A 15,813-nucleotide genomic window follows, 5' to 3' on the forward strand; every position below is an offset into this window, starting at 1 on the left:
CGAAATGACGCCAAAACCTATCCTTGTTTCCTAATCGGAATTGCGTCGCCTAAGGCTTGCGTCGGGCTACGTTGGGCGACGTCGAGCGTGTGGCGGTAGGATTAGGGGACTGTTCGCCCTCGCCTGCCGATCGACTGTAGGCGTGCTGTCCTTGTAGTGTGCGGCGCCATGCCGCTACCGCCACAGCCGCGCCTCCCGCCAGGCTACCTGTCGCCAGAGGGTGCGCCACGTCCACACAGCCTTGGCCTGACACCGTCCGCGGACGAAAGCCTCCAAAGCTACATCTTCCGTCTCGCCAATCGGCGGCGGACAGAGACGCCGAAAGCCCTGGGTGAGCGATTGGGCTTCAAGGGACTCGCGTCACGTGCGTCTCTCAACTCTGTCGAGAGGCTTGCCTTGGAGGCGTCGGTTCCCTTTGAATCCTTGCTGCCGCTCTGGCGCGGCGACCCGCACTCCCCCTTTGTCCTGTTCTGGAACCACGAGCTTCCCGGCAGCGCTTTGGACTTCGGGTTGCAAGAGGGGCGCAAGGTGTGCCCCGAGTGTCTGGCTGAACGCGGACGGCACCTAGCCGTCTGGGACCTGTCCTTTATCTCAGCATGCCCGGTCCACCGCAAAGCCCTCGTGGACAAGTGTCATGCGTGCGAGAACCCGATCAAGTGGAAAGGCAACGGTTTAGCATGGTGTGGCTGCCGAAAGGGCGGCGACCTGACGAAAGCCCCGGCGGCGCCGGTCACGCCTGAGCAGGCGAACGCCACGGCCTGCGTCCAGGGATTGTTGGGCGATCCTCAGTTCACCGAGGAGGGGACCGGCGTCCTGGCCCTGCCGCCGTTCCGTAACATGGCGCACGCCCAAGTTATCGAGTTCCTGGTCCGCCTTGGGCTCGACGCGGCCGCGACGCGCCCGCGGCGGTATTTCTTCGGCTTCGAGAACATGGGCGACGTCGAGGTGCCGCCGCATGAGGCGCTGGCCCGCTCTTTGGCAGCGGTCCGGAACTGGCCCGCGGGATTTCACGCCGAACTCGACAACATGCGGAGGCTCCATCTCACGGACGTCACCACGGCGACGCAAAAGGTGACCAAGGGCATCGTGCGCTGGGCGACGCCGCTGCCCAACGGTGGCGGGTGGGCGATCAAGCAGGCAGTGAAGGACTACAGGCGCGCGGCGCGAGAGTTGGACGCGCGGAGCCCTTGAGCCTTAGCTTGGATAAGGCACTCAGACACCGAGACTCAGGTTGCTCGCGGCACGCCATCGCGGCCTCCGGCGAGGCGGGGTAACTCCCGTATCTAGCCGCATAGTGGATGCTTCGGCTTCAGCTGCTCGCGTTCCTACCTCGTCCGGCACCACAACTTGCCGCGCGCGGCAGGCTTCGAAGAACTCACCATCGCCAAGCCATTAACACCCTGACATTGTTGGCAGATTTTCTGGTCTCGGGATTGGCGCACTCGGTGGCTCCGAGTCTGAAGAAAGCCGTGCGCCTGTCCGTGGAACGTGCAGAGGCGCACGCCGCAGATCAAAGGGTTACGGCGTGCGCAGTCCATCTAAGTGCGCGCCGTTATACTGAGCAGCGGCGCCCTCATCCGGCCGCGCCGGAGAGCCTGGCCAGATCCTCCCTGGCCAGATCCTCCATGGCCTGCTTCTCCGCCCGCTCCTTGCGCTCGCTGTAGCGGTCGGTGAGGTGGGCCGAGATGTCGCGGGTGAGCAGGGTGAACTTCACCAGTTCCTCCATGACGTCCACGACGCGGTCGTAGAGCGGCCCCGGCAGCATCCGGCCCGCCGCGTCGAACTGCTCATAGGCCTTGGGCACGGAAGACTGGTTGGGGATGGTGATCATCCGCATCCACCGCCCGAGCAGGCGCAGGGTGTTGACTGCGTTGAAGCTCTGGCTGCCGCCGGAGACCTGCATCACCGCCAGCGTCCTGCCCTGGGTCGGCCGGACGCCCCGGCTTTCCAGCGGCAGCCAGTCGATCTGGTTCTTCAGGACTCCCGTGACGGCACCATGCCGCTCCGGGCTGCACCAGACCTGGCCCTCGGACCAGAGGGAGAGTTCCCGCAGCTCCACCACCTTGGGATGGTCGGCGGGCACGCTGTCCACCACGGGCAGGTCGCGGGGATCGAAGACCCGCGTCTCGGCGCCGAAGCGGCGGAGGAGGCGCTCCGCCTCCAGCGTCAGGAAGCGGCTGTAGGACCGCTCGCGCAGCGAGCCGTAGAGCAGCAGGATGCGCGGCGGATGCCGGCTGGCGCCGGGAATGCCGAGCTTCCCACGGTCCGGCATCTCAACCTGGTCTTCGGAAAGGTTGGGCAATGAGAGGTCGAGGTCAGCGGGCATCAGGATCTTTCCGTCGTCAGGAAGTGCTGAATGGCATGGACGGTGCCGCGGGCGGACCGGGTGATGCCCGCCAGGGTCGCGGAGGCGGCGCCGGTCCAGTCGCCGTAGCCGAGCAGCCAGAGGCGTGGCTCACGCGTGGAGCGGCCGTTCTCGACGGCCACGCGCCCATCGGCCTCCAGCACGCCGAGCGGCGCCAGGTGGCCGAGATCCGGGCGGAAGCCCGTGCACCAGATGACGGCGTCCACGGGGCTTTGCGTCCCGTCCTGCCAGACCACCCCCTCCGGCACGAAACGGGCGAATGGCCGGACGGCGTGGAGCCTGTTCCGGTCCCGGGCCTCGCGGACCGGCGGCACCATGACGATGTCGCCCAGCCCGCCCCCGGGCGCGGCCGGCTCCCGGCCCTGCATCTGGGCATGCACCCGCTCGGTGGCCCGCGCGAACAGCACGCGGCCATCCACCTCATCCGGCAGGAAGCGGGGCGGCTCCAGCGTGACCCATGTCGTCTCGGCGACCCGGGAAAGCTCGGCCAGGATCTGCGCGCCCGAATTGCCGCCGCCCACCACCAGCACGCGCTGGCCCGCGAAGCCCTGCGGCGAGCGGTAGGCGGAGGAATGGATCTGCCTGCCCTCGAACAGCGCACCGCCGGGCCAGGGCGGGATGAAGGGCCGGCTGGCGCCGCCGGTCGCGCTGATGACGGCCCGGGCACGCCAGGTGCCACGGTCGGTCCGCACCGACAGGCCGCCCTCCATGCGCAGGACGCTTTCGGCGCGCACGGGCCGCCGGACGGGCAGGCCGTATCGCTGCTCGTAGCGGGCCAGGTAGTCCACGACATGGTCGCGGCCCGGATAGCCCCCCTCCGAGGGCGGCATGGGCCAGCCGGGCAGCGAACTCATCGCCGCGGGCGAGAACAGCCGCAGCGAATCCCATGCCCCGGGCCAGGCGCCGCCCGGCCGGTCATGGGCGTCCAGGATGGCGAAGGTAATGCCGCTCCGGCGCAGGAAGTATCCGGCGGCGAGCCCGGACTGCCCGCCGCCGATGACCACCACATCGTGCAGGGCGCCCTCGCTCATGGCGCGCCCACCACGGGCAGCCAGAGCGCCAGGGCGGCCAGCACCGCCAGGAGGACAGGCGGCGTGATGACGAGGCCGACCCTCATGTACTGCCCCCAGGTGATGGTGGTGCCCTTGCGCGCCAGCACGTGCAGCCACAGCAACGTCGCCAGGCTGCCGATGGGGGTGAATTTGGGGCCGAGGTCGCAGCCGATGACGTTGGCGTAGATCATCGCCTCGCGGATGGCGGGCGGGATGCCCTGCGCCTGCTCGATGGCCAGGGCGCCGACCAGCACGCCCGGCATGTTGTTCATCACCGAGGAGAGCAGCGCGGCGCCGAAGCCGGTGCCGATGGCCGCGGCCCAGAGGCCATGCCCGGCCAGCCATTCCAGCACCCCGGCCAGATGGCCGGTCAGCCCGGCGTTCCGCAGCCCGTAGACCACGAGGTACATGCCGAGCGAGAAGACGACGATCTGCCACGGCGCCTCGCCCACCACCCTGCGGATGGGGATGACGCCGCCCTGCCCGCCCCGGTGCCAGCGCCCGGCCAGCACCAGCAGGATGAGGGCCGCGGCGCCGGTCACCACGGCCACCGGCACGCCGAGCGGCGCCAGGACGAAATAGGCCAGCAGCAACAAAGCCAGCAGCGGGAAGGCGGCGCGGAAGACGAGGGCATCGCGGATGGCGGTGCGCGGCGCCTCCAGCTGCGCCAGCGGATAGCGCGCGGGGATCTGCCGCCCGTAATAGGCCCAGAGCACGGCGAGCGTCGCCGCCAGCGCCACCAGGTTCACCGGCACCATGACGGCGGCGTAGCGGTCGAAGCCGATGCCGAAGTAGTTGGCGGAGACGATGTTGACGAGGTTGGAGATCACCAGCGGCAGGCTGGTGGTGTCGGCCACGAAGCCGCAGGCGACGATGAAGGCCAGCGTGGCGCCCGCGGAGAAATTCAGCCGCAGCAGGATGGCCATGACGATGGGCGTCAGCAGCAGCGCCGCGCCGTCATTGGCGAAGAAGGCGGCGATGAGCGCGCCGAGGAGCACGATGAGCGGAAACAGCCGCCGCCCGCGGCCGGCGCCCCAGCGCGCCACGTGCAGCGCGGCCCACTGGAAGAAGCCCGCCTCGTCGAGCAGCAGCGAGATGATGATGAGCGCCACGAAGGTGAAGGTGGCGTCCCACACGATGCCCCAGACCACGGGCACATCGGCCCAGCCGATGACACCGGTCAGCAGCGCCAGCACGGCGCCGCCCATGGCGCTCCAGCCGATGCCGAGGCCGCGTGGCTGCCAGATGACCAGCACGAGGGTGAGGACAAAGATGGCGAGGGCCAGCATGGGGCATGTTCTCTCGGGCATTGCGCGGCGCCGGCCCATCCGCTGCCTTGGATGGCAGCGGCGCCGCGCGCCGCGTTTAGGGACGGAAAGGCGCGGGCGCCCGGCTCAGATCAGGCGGTGGCCCTGTGCGTCGACGACCTGTTCGCCATCCTCCTTGGCGAAGGCGCCCCGCTGCGGGTTCGGCAGGATGTCGAGCACCGCCTCGGACGGCCGGCAGAGCTTCACGCCCAGCGGCGTCACCACGATCGGCCGGTTGATGAGGATCGGGTGCGCCATCATGGCGTCGAGCAGATCGTCGTCGGTCAGCGAGGAATCGCCGAGGCCGAGTTCCGCATAGGGCGTGCCCTTCTGGCGCAGCACGTCGCGCACCGGGACGCCCATGCGCCGGATGAGGCCGGCCAGCGCCTCCCGCGTCGGCGGCGTCTTCAGATACTCGATGACCTCCGGCTCCTCGCCGCTGTTGCGGATGAGGGCCAGGGTGTTGCGGGACGTCCCGCAGGCCGGGTTGTGGTAGATGGTGACGGTCACGACGCCTTCCCTCTGGCTGTGTGCATCCCCAGCGCCGCCCCGCCTCCCGGCCTGCGCCAGAGGGCTGGACAAGGCCGCTGGCGGGGCGCCTCACGGGTCTTGCCGGGCATCCTCGTGCCCTCAGGCTGCGGAGGTCTTGCGAAGGCGGGTGGCCTGGGCCGCCGGCCCGCAGGCAGGGGCGCAGGCGGCTTCGCCACCGCAGCAATTCTCGGTCAGGTAGGCCACCAGCGCGTTCATGGATGCCGGTGCCATGGCGTAGAGGAGCTGGCGGCCGGCGCGGCGCTGCGTGACCAGCCCCGCCTGCAGGAGCTGCTGCAGGTGGAAGGTCAGTGTCGAGGACGGCGTGCCCAGCCGCTCGGCGATGACGCCGGCGGGCAATCCCTCGGGCCCCGCCTCCACAAGCAGGCGGTAGGCCGCGAGCCTATGCTCATGGGCCAGGGCACCCAGGGCCGCAACAGCCTGCTTCGGTTCCATGCCACCCCTCACCTTTCGATGAAATTCGAAATATCTCTGCCTGCGGCCGGAGTCAACGACATTTCGAGAATTATGGGAATCTAGCCCAACCCTGGACGGGGGGAACGCCTTTGTTTCTGCCGCGGATACTTCATCAACCTGGCGCTGCCCGTGCGCGTTAGAGCGGCGTATCCAGACTCGGAAGAAGGAACGCCATCATGACACGCAAGATCCTGCTCGCTGGCGCCGCCACGGCCTTCATGCTGGGCGGTGTCGTGTTGCCCGCCCAGGCGCAGAGCACCGGCCAGGCCCCGGCCGCCGCGCAGACGCGCATCGAGTCCGGCCAGACCCGCGCCAAGGCGATGCTCGACCGCGATGTCTACAGCTCGGACGATGTGGAGATCGGCGAGGTTGAGGACCTGATCCTCAACGCCCAGAACCAGGTCGTGCTCGCGGTCATCGAGGTCGAATCCCGCCTGGGCTTCACCGACAAGTATGTGGCCGTGCCGGTCTCCCAGCTGACGCCCGCCGCCAACAACCGCGACCGGATGACGCTCTCCATGACCCGCGACCAGGTCAAGGCGATGCAGGGCTTCCGCTACGAGGACTGATCTCCGGCCCGCGGATGCATGAAGGAAATGCCCGCCTCTCCGGCGGGCATTTTCTCTCGTGCCCTTGCCGTGGCGCACGGAACCGGAGAGGCGGCGGCCTTCAGCGCAGGGCGCCAGCCTCGGCCGTGGCATGGCCGCGCGGCGCCCACACCCAGGCCGGGCTGCTCAGGGCGGCGGGCACCGTCATCTCCGGCGCGCCGAAGCGGCTTTCCTCCGTCATCACGTCCCGCCCCAGGGCGCGCCCCAGCATGGCCATCAGCCGGCCCCCACTGGCGCCGGCGCCGGCCATTTCCAGCAGTTCCAGCCTTCCCTGCGGCAGCAGCGTGGCGCCCAGCGCCGCCAGCACCCAGCCGCGCTCCTCCGCCGTCTCCGGCTCCAGCACCACCGTACCCAGGGTGACGCGGCCGGCCCCGCCCGGCCCGACCAAGCGGATGCTCTCCAGCGGCGCCAGCTCGGCGGCGACCTCGGCCGCCTGCACCAGCCCGTCCCTCGCCATATCCAGCACCAGCACGGCCACGTCCTCGCCCGCGGCCGCCAGCAGCGCACCCCAGGCCGTCTGGCGCGGATCGAGCACCAGGAGGTGGCGCGGGGTGGCGGCATCGTGCGGCATGTCTCGGATCCTCAAACTCGGGCCACTCCAGAATGGCCCCGATCCGCCAAAGAATTCCTTGACGCAGAGCAGGTTTCTCCCGGCTTTCGCCTCTGCAGGCACCCTGGCAGATGCCGGCAAGGAGCGGCAGGGGCGGGCTTGCCCCCGCCCCCCGCAATGGGCATTCCGGCCGCACCATGCCCTTCTCCCGCCATGACTGACCTGGCCGAAGCCTTTCTGCTGGCGCTGCGGTTGATCGGCGGCGCCGACCCGGAGCTGACGCGCATCGTCGGCCTTTCCCTGCGCGTCTCGGGCAGCGCGGCGCTGTTCGCCTTCCTGCTCGGCCTGCCGCTGGCGGCGCTGCTCACCATCGGCCGCTTCCGCAGCCGTGGCATGATGCTGGTGCTGGCCAATGCGGCGCTCGGCCTGCCGCCGGTGGTGGTGGGCCTGGTCTGCTACCTGCTGCTCTCGCGCAGCGGGCTGCTCGGGCCGCTCGGCTGGCTGTTCCGCCCCCAGGCCATGGTGATGGCGCAGACCGTCCTGGCGTTGCCCATCGTCACGGCGCTGGCCCACCGCGCGCTGGCGCCGCAGTGGGAGGAGGTGCGCGACCCGCTGCGCATCGACGGCGCCGGCCCCTTCCGCTGCGGGCTGGAGCTGGTACGGATGGCGCGGCCGGCCCTGGCCACCGTGTTCCTCGCCGCCTTCGGCCGCGCCATCGCCGAGGTCGGCGCCATCCTGGTGGTGGGCGGCAACATCCGGGGCGAGACGCGCACCATGACCACCGCCATCGCGCTCGAAACCCAGAAGGGCGACCTGCCGCTGGCGCTCGCCCTTGGCTTCATCCTGCTGCTGGTCTGCCTCGGGGTCAGCGCCGCCACGCTGCTGCTCGACCGGCGGCGCTGAGCCCTTCCCCGCGGCCCGGCGGCGGCGCTACCCTCGGCGGCAATGGGGGAAGGCCGCCAGGCCCTGAGGAGAGACCACATCATGCATCGCCGCCTGTTCCTGGGCGCCGCCGCCGGCGCGCTCGCCCTGCCATCCGTGCTGCGGGCGCAGACCCTGCCCAAGATCACCATCGGCATGTCCGGCTGGACCGGCTTCGCGCCGCTGACCCTGGCCGAGCAGGCCGGGCTGTTCAAGGCCAACGGCATCGAGGTCGAGACGCGCTTCGTGCCGCAGCGCGAGCGCAACCTGGCGCTGGCCGCCGGCGCGCTGAACTGCGTCGTCACCACGGTCGACACCATGATCCTGTGGGGCAGCACCATGCCGCTGGTGCAGGTGCTGGTGCTCGACCGCTCGAAGGGCGGCGACGGCATCGCCGTGCGCCCCTCGGTCGGCGGCTGGGCGGGCCTCAAGGGCCGCACCATCGCCGTGGATGGGCCGGGCACCACGCCCTATTTCGTGCTGGCCTACATGCTGCGCGAGAACGGCATGACCATCAAGGACGTGCAGACCGCGACGCTGGCGCCGCAGCCCGCCGCCCAGGCCTTCGTCGCCGGCCAGTTCGACGGCTGCTCCACCTACGAGCCCTACCTCTCCCAGGTGCGGGCGATGGGGGAGGACAAGGGCCGCATCCTGGCCACCACCATCCAGCACCCCTGCGTGGTGGACACGCTGGCCTTCACCCCGGACTTCGTGGCGAAGAACCCCGAGGCGGTGAAGCGGGTGGTCAAGAGTTGGCACGACGCGCTGGCGATGATCGCGCGCGAGCCGGACAGGTCCTACGAGATCATGGGCAAGCGGGTGAACCAGAGCGCCGAGGCCTTCAAGGCCAGCGCGCAGTTCATCGAGTGGCAGGATGCGGCGAAGAACCGCGCCTATGTGGCCGATGGCCTGCCGCAGTTCATGACCAAGGCGCTGGAGGTGCAGAAGGAGGCCGGGGTGGTGCGCCAGTCCCCCGATCTCGGCAAGCTGCTGGACACCCGCTTCCTGGCCTGAGGGCCGGAAGGGCAGCAGGCCAGGGAAACACCAGTCAGGGAAACACCGGCCAGGGAGCATTGGCCGGGAAACACTGGCCGGGGGAGCACCCTCCCCCGGCCGCCTTTCTCAGAAGGCCATGCTCAGGCCGAAGCGGAAGCCCTCATAGCCGCGCTCGCCATCAATGTAGGTGGCGCTGAGGCGCACCGGCATGACGCGGCCCACCGTGGCCGTCACGCCGTATTCCTGCCAGTTGGAGACCGCCAGGTCGCTGCCCGTCATGCGGGTGTCGACGATGGAGGCGCCGATCGTGACGGGGCGGCCGGACACCTCGCCCACCGGCTTGGTCAGCGAGACGCCGTTGCGGAAGTACGGGTTGCTGAGGTCGTACTTGACGTCGTACTCGCCGACCTTCAGCGGCCGCGTCATGTAGTAGCCGAAGCCGTTGGCGACGCCGAGGGTCAGCTGGCCGGGCAGGCCGATGCGCAGGTCGCTGGTGATCGAGCCGCCCCACACCATGCCGACGGCGCCGATCTCCTCGGAGCCGGCCGCGCCCCAGCGGGCGGCGGGCGTCACCGCCCAGCGCAGCTCCGGCGTCGTCACCACCGGCAGCCGCACGCCGAGCGAGCCGGAGCCGATGTAGGACACGGCGCCGCCCGTCTCGGTGATGCTGAGCGGCAGGTTGAAGAACACCTCCGGCCCGTCCTGGCGGAAGGCGTAGGAGGCGGTCAGCGGCAGCTGGTAGACATTGGTGTCGAAGTCGCGCGTGCTCTGGCTGTTGAAGTTGACGCCAGCGCCGAAATGCCAGCCGGCGGCGCGCGGCGTCATGTCGCCGAGGTCGCCGGGCAGGCGGGTGGCGACGGCGTAGTCGGCCATCACGGACTGGCCGAGCAGCGAGCCCGGATTGCCCGCCACCGGATCGGCGGTGGTGGTGGAGACCACGGCCTTGGCGATTCGCTGCAGCTCCTCGGTCGCGCCCGGGGCGTCGCCCTTGGCGAAGCTTTCCAGCTCGCGGCGCGAGGCGGCGAGGGTGCCGGCATCGAAGGTGCGCTCCACGCCCGCGCCGGGAACGACGAGTCGGAGGGCGCTGCTACCGGGGGTGGAGACCACCTGGGCCGGCACGCCGCGCAGGTTCACCGTGGCGCTGACCGGCACACCGGGGCGGTAGTTCGGCGCGATGGCCTGGATGCCACCCGGGTCCAGCACGCTCAGCAGGTCGTCCAGGGTGCTGTAGCTGCGGCTGTAGCTCTGGCCGCCGACATTCAGGTCGAGGTTGAAATTGTCCGCGGCATGGCCGGCGCGGGGCGCGAGCAGGGCGCACAGGGCGGTGGTTGCGAGCAGCAGGGCGGAGAGATGGCTGGAGCGCATGAAGAGGGGACTGCCAATGATTGCGAGGCCGACACCACTACCCCAGATTGCGCCTGTCATCTTCCCGCAATTTAAATGGGCAGCACGAAATCGTGAGCATAGTGTTCTGCATGCCACAGCTTGAACTGGGCCAATGATGCCATTGCGGCCGGCCCGTCAATTGCATACCAGTTCTTCACCGCTGTGTTGACGCTGGATGAACGAGGCTCCGTGGAACCCCTGAAACCTGTTTCCGCCTCCGTCCGGGTCCTGCTCGGCATCGGCTTCTTCGCGCTGTTCATCGGCCTCTGGGCGCTGGTGACGCTGGGGGGCTATGTGCAGCCGCTCTTCCTGGCCTCGCCCGGGCGCGCGCTGGCCGCCGGCTGGTCCCTCTTCACCGAATACAACTTCCTCGGCGACATCGGCATGACGGTGTGGCGCGTGCTGGGCGGCTTCCTGGTGGCGGCCGCCTTCGCCGTGCCGCTCGGGCTGATGATGGGCGCCTACAAGCCGGTGGAGGCCTTCTTCGAGCCCTTCATCTCCTTCGCCCGCTACCTGCCCGCCTCCGCCTTCATCCCGCTGCTGATTCTCTGGGCCGGCGTGGGCGAGGCGCAGAAGCTCTCCGTCATCATCCTCGGCAGCGTCTTCCAGATCGTCATCATGGTCGCCGTCATCGCCGGCGCCACGCGGATCGACCTGGTGGAGGCGGCCTACACGCTGGGGGCGCGGCAGGGCGGCATCCTGCGGCGTGTCATCATCCCCGCCGCGGCGCCGCAGGTGATGGAGGCGCTGCGACTCGTGCTGGGCTGGGCCTGGACCTACGTCATCGTCGCCGAGCTGATCGGCGCGCAGAGCGGCATCGGCCACATGATCATGGACAGCCAGCGCCTGCTCGACACGGGGCAGATGATCTTCGGCATCGTCGTCATCGGCGTGATCGGGCTGGTGACGGACCTGCTGTTCAAGGCGCTCAACCGCCGCCTGTTCCGCTGGGCCTCGCTGTGAGCGGCGGCGCGCAGGCGATGCGGGGCCTTCCCATGGGTCTGTCCATCCGCGGCCTCACCCGCACCTTCCCCGGCCAGGGCCGCGCGGCGCCGACGCTGGCGCTGCAGCCCACCGACCTCGACGTGGCGCCGGGCGAGTTCGTCTCCATCCTCGGCCCCTCGGGCTGCGGCAAGTCCACCCTGCTGCGCATCGTGGCGGGGCTCGACCGGCCCACGGGCGGCCACGTGACGCTGAACGGGCGGCAGGTGACGCGCCCCGGGCCGGACCGCGGCATGGTGTTCCAGTCCTACACCCTGTTCCCCTGGCTGACGGTGCGGCAGAACATCGCGTTCGGCCTGCGCGAGCGCCGCCTGCCGGAGGCGCAGATCCGCGAGACCACGGAGAAATTCATCGCCCGCACCGGGCTACGCGGATTCGAGGAGCACTGGCCGCGCCAGCTCTCGGGCGGCATGCAGCAGCGCACGGCCCTCGCCCGCGCCCTGGCCAACGACCCCGAGATCCTGCTGCTCGACGAGCCCTTCGGCGCGCTCGACCACCAGACGCGCGAGTTGATGCAGGAGTTGCTGCTGGAGGTGTGGGGCGCCGACACGCCGGAGACCCGCAAGACCGTGCTGTTCGTTACCCACGACATCGATGAGGCGGTGTTCCTGGCCAACCGGGTGCTGGTGATGTCGGCCCGTCCGGGCCGGGTGAAGGCGGAGGTGCCGGTGCCCCTGCCCTACCCGCGCGACTGGACGGTGAAGACCACGCCGGATTTCGCCGCGCTGAAGGCCCGGCTGATGGCCGAGATCCGCGAGGAGGTGCGCAAGGCGGCGCTGGCCTGACCCCAAGGGAGTAGCCGCCGCTTCGCCGCGTCAGCCTTTCTTCTTCCGCCGCGCCGCCTCGCCCGTCACCGCCCCCTCGGCGGCCAGCGCCGCCAGCCGCGCCGGGAGGTTCTCCAGGATGGCGCCGCGATAGCCGGGCATGCGCTTCCAGGCCTTGCGCTCGGGCTTGGTCATGCCGCAGCCGAGGCACCATCCGGTGTCCTCGTCGAATTCGCAGACCTTGATGCAGGGGCGTTCCATGCTCCCGCAGATGGGAATGCCCGGCGGCGGCGCATCCCGCTCGGGCCGAATGCCAGACCGGCCCCTGGGCCATGCCCGGCCCGCCCGCCGCGGCCGGCCACATGCCGAGCGCTGGATGCCGGACGCCTGACGCTGGACGCCTGACGCTGGACGGTGGCGCGCCGCCTTGCCATCTGTGCGGCCATGCAGATTTCAGACACCATCCCCCGCGTCGCGCTGGTGACCGGCGGCGCCCGGCGGCTGGGGCGGGCCATTGCCCTGGCCCTGGCGGAGGCCGGGTTCGACATCGCCCTGCATTACCGGGGCAGCGCCGATGCGGCCGAGGCGACGGCGGCGGAGATCCGCGCCCTCGGCCGCCGCGCCCTCCCCTTGCAGGCCGCGCTGGAGCGCGAGGCGGAGGTGGCGGGGCTGCTGCCCGCCGCGCAGGCGGCGCTCGGCCCGGTGGGGGTGCTGGTGAACAACGCCGCCACCTTCGAGCGCGACGAATGGCACGACGCCACGCGCGAGAGCTGGGACCGGCATATCGAGCCCAACCTGCGCGCCCCCTTCGTGCTGGCCCAGGCCTTCGCCGCCGCCCTGCCGGAGCGGGCCGAGGGGCTGGTGCTGAACATGCTGGACCAGCGCGTCTGGTCCCTCACCCCGCATTTCGTCAGCTACAGCGTCTCCAAGGCCGGGCTGTGGGCGCTGACGCAGAGCCTCGCCTTGGCGCTGGCGCCGCGCATCCGGGTCAACGGCATCGGCCCTGGCCCCGCCATCCCGAGCCCGCGGCAGACGCCCGAGCATTTCGCCGCGCAATGCGCGGGCACCCCGCTCGGCCGCGGCACCAGCCCGGAGGAGGTGGCGCGTGCCGTGCTCGCCATCCTGTCCCTGCCGGCGATGACGGGGCAGATGATCGCCCTCGATGGCGGCCAGCACCTGCAATGGTCGCCCCAGAGGCCGCCCCAGAACGATGAGAGGGCCGCGCCATGAGCATCGCCCCCGATGCCACCCCCGATGCCACCCCGGACGCGGCCCCGGGCCTGCGGCGCGTCTTCATCCGCCGCCTCGGCGTTGCGGCGCGCCTTGGCGTCTATCCGGAGGAGGAGGCGGCGCCGCAGCGCGTGCTGATCGACATCGAGCTGCTGGTGACCGACGACGCCGCCCCCCATGGCGTGGGAGAGGACCGGCTGGAGCGGGTGGTGGATTACGAGGCGGTGGCAAACACCGCCCGCGGCCTGGCGCTGGCCGGCCACACCCGTCTGGCCGAGACGCTGGCCGAGCGCATCGCCTGCGCCGTGCTGGCGGGCGACGGCCGCATCCGGCTCGCCAGGGTCACGGTGGAGAAGCCGGACATCATCGCCGATGCGGAAGGCGTGGGCGTCACGGTGGAGCGGCGGCGCGGCTGAAGCCGTGCCCAGATGCTGGGCACTTCCTGCCTCGGTCCTCGTCCGAGAGGGCCGGACGGGGCGTGTCCGGCCCTCTCGCGGGTCTCGCGGGCCGCGCGAACACCGCGCCGCGGTATTCGCGGCTGTGCGGCATGACCGCCATGCGCGGCCGGCATGGTTTTCACATTGCCGTTCCGTACCGAGCTCTGCCCGCTTCTCAGGCACTTCGTGAAAATGCGTGTTACGACAAAGTTTCGCTCCAGGGAGAGCGGCGTAATCCACAGGCTTTTCCACCGCTGCGGTGGACAAGTTTCCGTGTCGCCATGCCGACAAAACAGAACACAAAGAGAATATATCACGCTTCCGTGATAATGGCCGTCTCTGCGGACGGGATTTCATCCACCGCCCAGCGCACCCCGCTGCTTGCGGCGCCGCGTCAATGGCATTCTGCCTCTTGACGGGCCGGAAGCTGCTGATTTTCATATAAATCATTTAAAAACAACAGTTTGACTTTTTGCCCAAACTCTAGGCATCGTCGTGTGAAGCGCAGATGACAGCCATTTCCCTGCATTCACCCCCTGTTCATCCACAGGGTTTTCCACAGCTTCTGTGGGCAAGTCCTCCGGCTCCTGCCCTTGAGCCGGCCCGCCCGACATGGTTGATCCGCCCCATGCAGAACACCGGCCCGGAAGAGCCAGCCGCCGACGCGCCAGACCCTCACAGGCCCGACCTTGGCGAGCCTGCTCCCGCAGAAGCGGCCACCGGGGGCGACGGCTCCGAGGCGCCCGTGCTGGAAGGCGTCGCGGTGATCGAGGCGGCGCTGGCCACCATGCCCTTCTCGCCCGGCGTCTACCGCATGCTCGATGCCAAGGGCGACGCGCTCTATGTCGGCAAGGCGCGCAGCCTGAAGAAGCGCGTGGTGGCCTACACCCAGCTTGCCCGCCTGCCGGAGCGGCTGCGCCGCATGGTGCACGGCACGCGGCGGATGGAGATCATCACCACCGGCAGCGAGGCCGAGGCCCTGCTGCTGGAGGCGAATCTCATCAAGCGGCTGCGGCCGCGCTTCAACATCGTCCTGCGGGACGACAAGTCCTACCCCTGGCTGGTGCTGACCGAGGACCACCCCTACCCGCAGATCGGCAAGCACCGGGGCGAGAAGCGCAAGGGCGCCAGCTACTGGGGCCCCTTCGCCAGCGCCTGGGCGGTGAACCAGACCATCACGGCGCTGGAGAAGGTGTTCCTGCTCCGCTCCTGCCGCGACACGGTGTTCGAGAGCCGCGACCGGCCCTGCCTGCTGCACCAGATCAAGCGCTGCTCGGCGCCCTGCGTCGGCCGCGTCAGCCCGGAGGAGTATGCCGGGCTGGTGCGCGACGCCAAACGCTTCCTCTCCGGCGAGACGCCCTCCATCCAGAAGCGGCTGGCGGCCGAGATGGAGCAGGCGGCCGAGGCGCTGGAGTTCGAGCGCGCCGCCGCCATCCGCGACCGTATCCGCGGCCTCACCCATGTGCAGGGGCAGAACGCCATCAACCTGGAGGGGGTAGGCGACGCCGACGTGGTGGCGCTGCACCAGATCGCCGGGCAGAGCTGCGTGCAGGTGTTCTTCTTCCGGGGCGGGCGGAACAACGGCAACCGCTCCTTCTTCCCCTCCCACCTGAAGGACGATGCCGAGCCGGAGGAGGTGCTCTCCGCCTTCCTCACCCAGCTCTATGACGACCTGCCGCCGCCGCCGCTGGTGCTGCTCTCCCATCCCCTGCCGGATGCCGGGCTGATCGCCGAGGCGCTGGCGCTGAAGGCGGGCCGCAAGGTGGAGCTGCACGCGCCGCAGCGCGGCGAGAAGCGGATGGCGGTGGACCACGCCAGCACCAATGCGCGCGAGGCGCTGGAGCGCCGCCTGGCCGAGGGCACGGCCCAGGCCGCGCTGCTGGAGGGCGTGGCCACGCTGTTCGACCTGCCGGAGACGCCGCGCCGCATCGAGATCTACGACAACAGCCACATCCAGGGCAGCCATGCCTATGGCGTGATGGTGGTGGCCGGGCCCGAAGGCTTCCTGAAGAACGCCTACCGCAAATACGCCATCCAGGGCGGCACCGGCCTGGCCGGCGCCGCGGCGCTGCGCCACGGCGCACCCCCGCCCCCGTCCCTGTCCCCGCTGCCGGCGCCGGACGCGGCGCCGGCCGATCCGCCGGGCGCACCCTTCCCGCCCGCCGCCGCGCCGGTCGAGGCGCCGGTCGA

Annotated in this window: 17 protein-coding genes; 9 read left to right on the forward strand and 8 right to left on the reverse strand. The window is 70.2% G+C overall.

Annotated elements, in window-relative coordinates; all coding sequences use genetic code 11:
* Positions 1-168 precede the first annotated feature (168 nt).
* On the forward strand, positions 169-1,191 hold the full coding sequence (locus ACZJYS_RS01925; protein ID WP_198368136.1) for a TniQ family protein: 1,023 nt from the start codon (positions 169-171) through the stop codon (positions 1,189-1,191).
* Positions 1,192-1,573: 382 nt separating this feature from the next.
* Here the strand turns inward: ACZJYS_RS01925 and arsH are convergent, their stop codons facing one another.
* From arsH to ACZJYS_RS01950, 5 genes are all read right to left on the reverse strand, one after another.
* Positions 1,574-2,326 carry an arsenical resistance protein ArsH gene (gene arsH / locus ACZJYS_RS01930; protein ID WP_493175417.1) on the reverse strand — a complete coding sequence of 251 codons (753 nt, stop codon included), beginning with the start codon at positions 2,324-2,326 and terminating at the stop codon, positions 1,574-1,576.
* The gene (locus ACZJYS_RS01935; protein ID WP_493175419.1) at positions 2,326-3,396 is read right to left on the reverse strand and encodes an ArsO family NAD(P)H-dependent flavin-containing monooxygenase; all 1,071 of its coding nucleotides are present in this window, start codon (positions 3,394-3,396) and stop codon (positions 2,326-2,328) included. The genes arsH and ACZJYS_RS01935 overlap by 1 nt, the downstream gene beginning before the upstream one ends.
* The gene (locus ACZJYS_RS01940) at positions 3,393-4,706 is read right to left on the reverse strand and encodes an arsenic transporter (protein WP_109517842.1); all 1,314 of its coding nucleotides are present in this window, start codon (positions 4,704-4,706) and stop codon (positions 3,393-3,395) included. Before ACZJYS_RS01940 ends, ACZJYS_RS01935 begins: the two co-directional genes overlap by 4 nt.
* 105 nt (positions 4,707-4,811) lie before the next feature.
* Positions 4,812-5,234 carry an arsenate reductase (glutaredoxin) gene (gene arsC, locus ACZJYS_RS01945; RefSeq protein WP_493175421.1) on the reverse strand — a complete coding sequence of 141 codons (423 nt, stop codon included), beginning with the start codon at positions 5,232-5,234 and terminating at the stop codon, positions 4,812-4,814.
* A 120-nt stretch (positions 5,235-5,354) separates the two neighbouring features.
* Positions 5,355-5,708 carry an ArsR/SmtB family transcription factor gene (locus ACZJYS_RS01950; RefSeq protein WP_109517840.1) on the reverse strand — a complete coding sequence of 118 codons (354 nt, stop codon included), beginning with the start codon at positions 5,706-5,708 and terminating at the stop codon, positions 5,355-5,357.
* 197 nt (positions 5,709-5,905) lie between these two features.
* Here ACZJYS_RS01950 and ACZJYS_RS01955 point away from each other — a divergent pair, with 197 nt between their 5' ends.
* Positions 5,906-6,298, forward strand: coding sequence for a PRC-barrel domain-containing protein (locus ACZJYS_RS01955; RefSeq protein WP_109517839.1), 393 nt, complete (start codon positions 5,906-5,908; stop codon positions 6,296-6,298).
* Positions 6,299-6,398: 100 nt separating this feature from the next.
* On the opposite strand, the gene ACZJYS_RS01960 is transcribed toward ACZJYS_RS01955, so the two are convergent.
* Positions 6,399-6,908, reverse strand: coding sequence for a DUF4347 domain-containing protein (locus tag ACZJYS_RS01960; RefSeq protein ID WP_493175424.1), 510 nt, complete (start codon positions 6,906-6,908; stop codon positions 6,399-6,401).
* A gap of 192 nt (positions 6,909-7,100) precedes the next feature.
* Between ACZJYS_RS01960 and ACZJYS_RS01965 the strand changes: the two genes are divergently transcribed.
* Both ACZJYS_RS01965 and ACZJYS_RS01970 read left to right on the forward strand, forming a co-directional pair.
* Positions 7,101-7,790, forward strand: a complete 690-nt coding sequence (locus ACZJYS_RS01965; RefSeq protein ID WP_109517837.1) for an ABC transporter permease — start codon at positions 7,101-7,103, stop codon at positions 7,788-7,790.
* 81 nt (positions 7,791-7,871) lie between these two features.
* Positions 7,872-8,822 (forward strand): ABC transporter substrate-binding protein, encoded by a 951-nt coding sequence (locus tag ACZJYS_RS01970; protein WP_493175426.1) that lies wholly within the window; start codon positions 7,872-7,874, stop codon positions 8,820-8,822.
* 108 nt (positions 8,823-8,930) lie between these two features.
* Here ACZJYS_RS01970 and ACZJYS_RS01975 read toward each other — a convergent pair whose 3' ends face one another.
* Positions 8,931-10,169, reverse strand: a complete 1,239-nt coding sequence (locus tag ACZJYS_RS01975; protein WP_493175428.1) for a hypothetical protein — start codon at positions 10,167-10,169, stop codon at positions 8,931-8,933.
* A 210-nt stretch (positions 10,170-10,379) separates the two neighbouring features.
* Between ACZJYS_RS01975 and ACZJYS_RS01980 the strand changes: the two genes are divergently transcribed.
* On the forward strand, positions 10,380-11,153 hold the full coding sequence (locus tag ACZJYS_RS01980) for an ABC transporter permease (RefSeq protein ID WP_493175430.1): 774 nt from the start codon (positions 10,380-10,382) through the stop codon (positions 11,151-11,153).
* 32 nt (positions 11,154-11,185) lie between these two features.
* A complete protein-coding gene (locus ACZJYS_RS01985) occupies positions 11,186-11,977 on the forward strand; it encodes an ABC transporter ATP-binding protein (protein WP_493175432.1) in 792 nt (263 codons plus the stop codon).
* A 30-nt stretch (positions 11,978-12,007) separates the two neighbouring features.
* Here the strand turns inward: ACZJYS_RS01985 and ACZJYS_RS01990 are convergent, their stop codons facing one another.
* On the reverse strand, positions 12,008-12,217 hold the full coding sequence (locus ACZJYS_RS01990) for a DUF1289 domain-containing protein (RefSeq protein ID WP_493175433.1): 210 nt from the start codon (positions 12,215-12,217) through the stop codon (positions 12,008-12,010).
* A gap of 183 nt (positions 12,218-12,400) precedes the next feature.
* Here ACZJYS_RS01990 and ACZJYS_RS01995 point away from each other — a divergent pair, with 183 nt between their 5' ends.
* The 3 genes from ACZJYS_RS01995 to uvrC form a co-directional block, all read left to right on the forward strand.
* Positions 12,401-13,186: an SDR family oxidoreductase gene (locus ACZJYS_RS01995; RefSeq protein ID WP_493175435.1), complete on the forward strand. Its 786-nt coding sequence runs from the start codon at positions 12,401-12,403 to the stop codon at positions 13,184-13,186.
* The gene (locus tag ACZJYS_RS02000; RefSeq protein ID WP_493175437.1) at positions 13,183-13,602 is read left to right on the forward strand and encodes a dihydroneopterin aldolase; all 420 of its coding nucleotides are present in this window, start codon (positions 13,183-13,185) and stop codon (positions 13,600-13,602) included. The genes ACZJYS_RS01995 and ACZJYS_RS02000 overlap by 4 nt, the downstream gene beginning before the upstream one ends.
* A 649-nt stretch (positions 13,603-14,251) precedes the next feature.
* Positions 14,252-15,813 (forward strand): excinuclease ABC subunit UvrC (gene uvrC, locus ACZJYS_RS02005; protein WP_493175439.1); only part of this gene is annotated, 1,562 nt, incomplete at its 3' end.

It is taken from the genome of Roseomonas sp. TS2 (assembly GCF_058833935.1).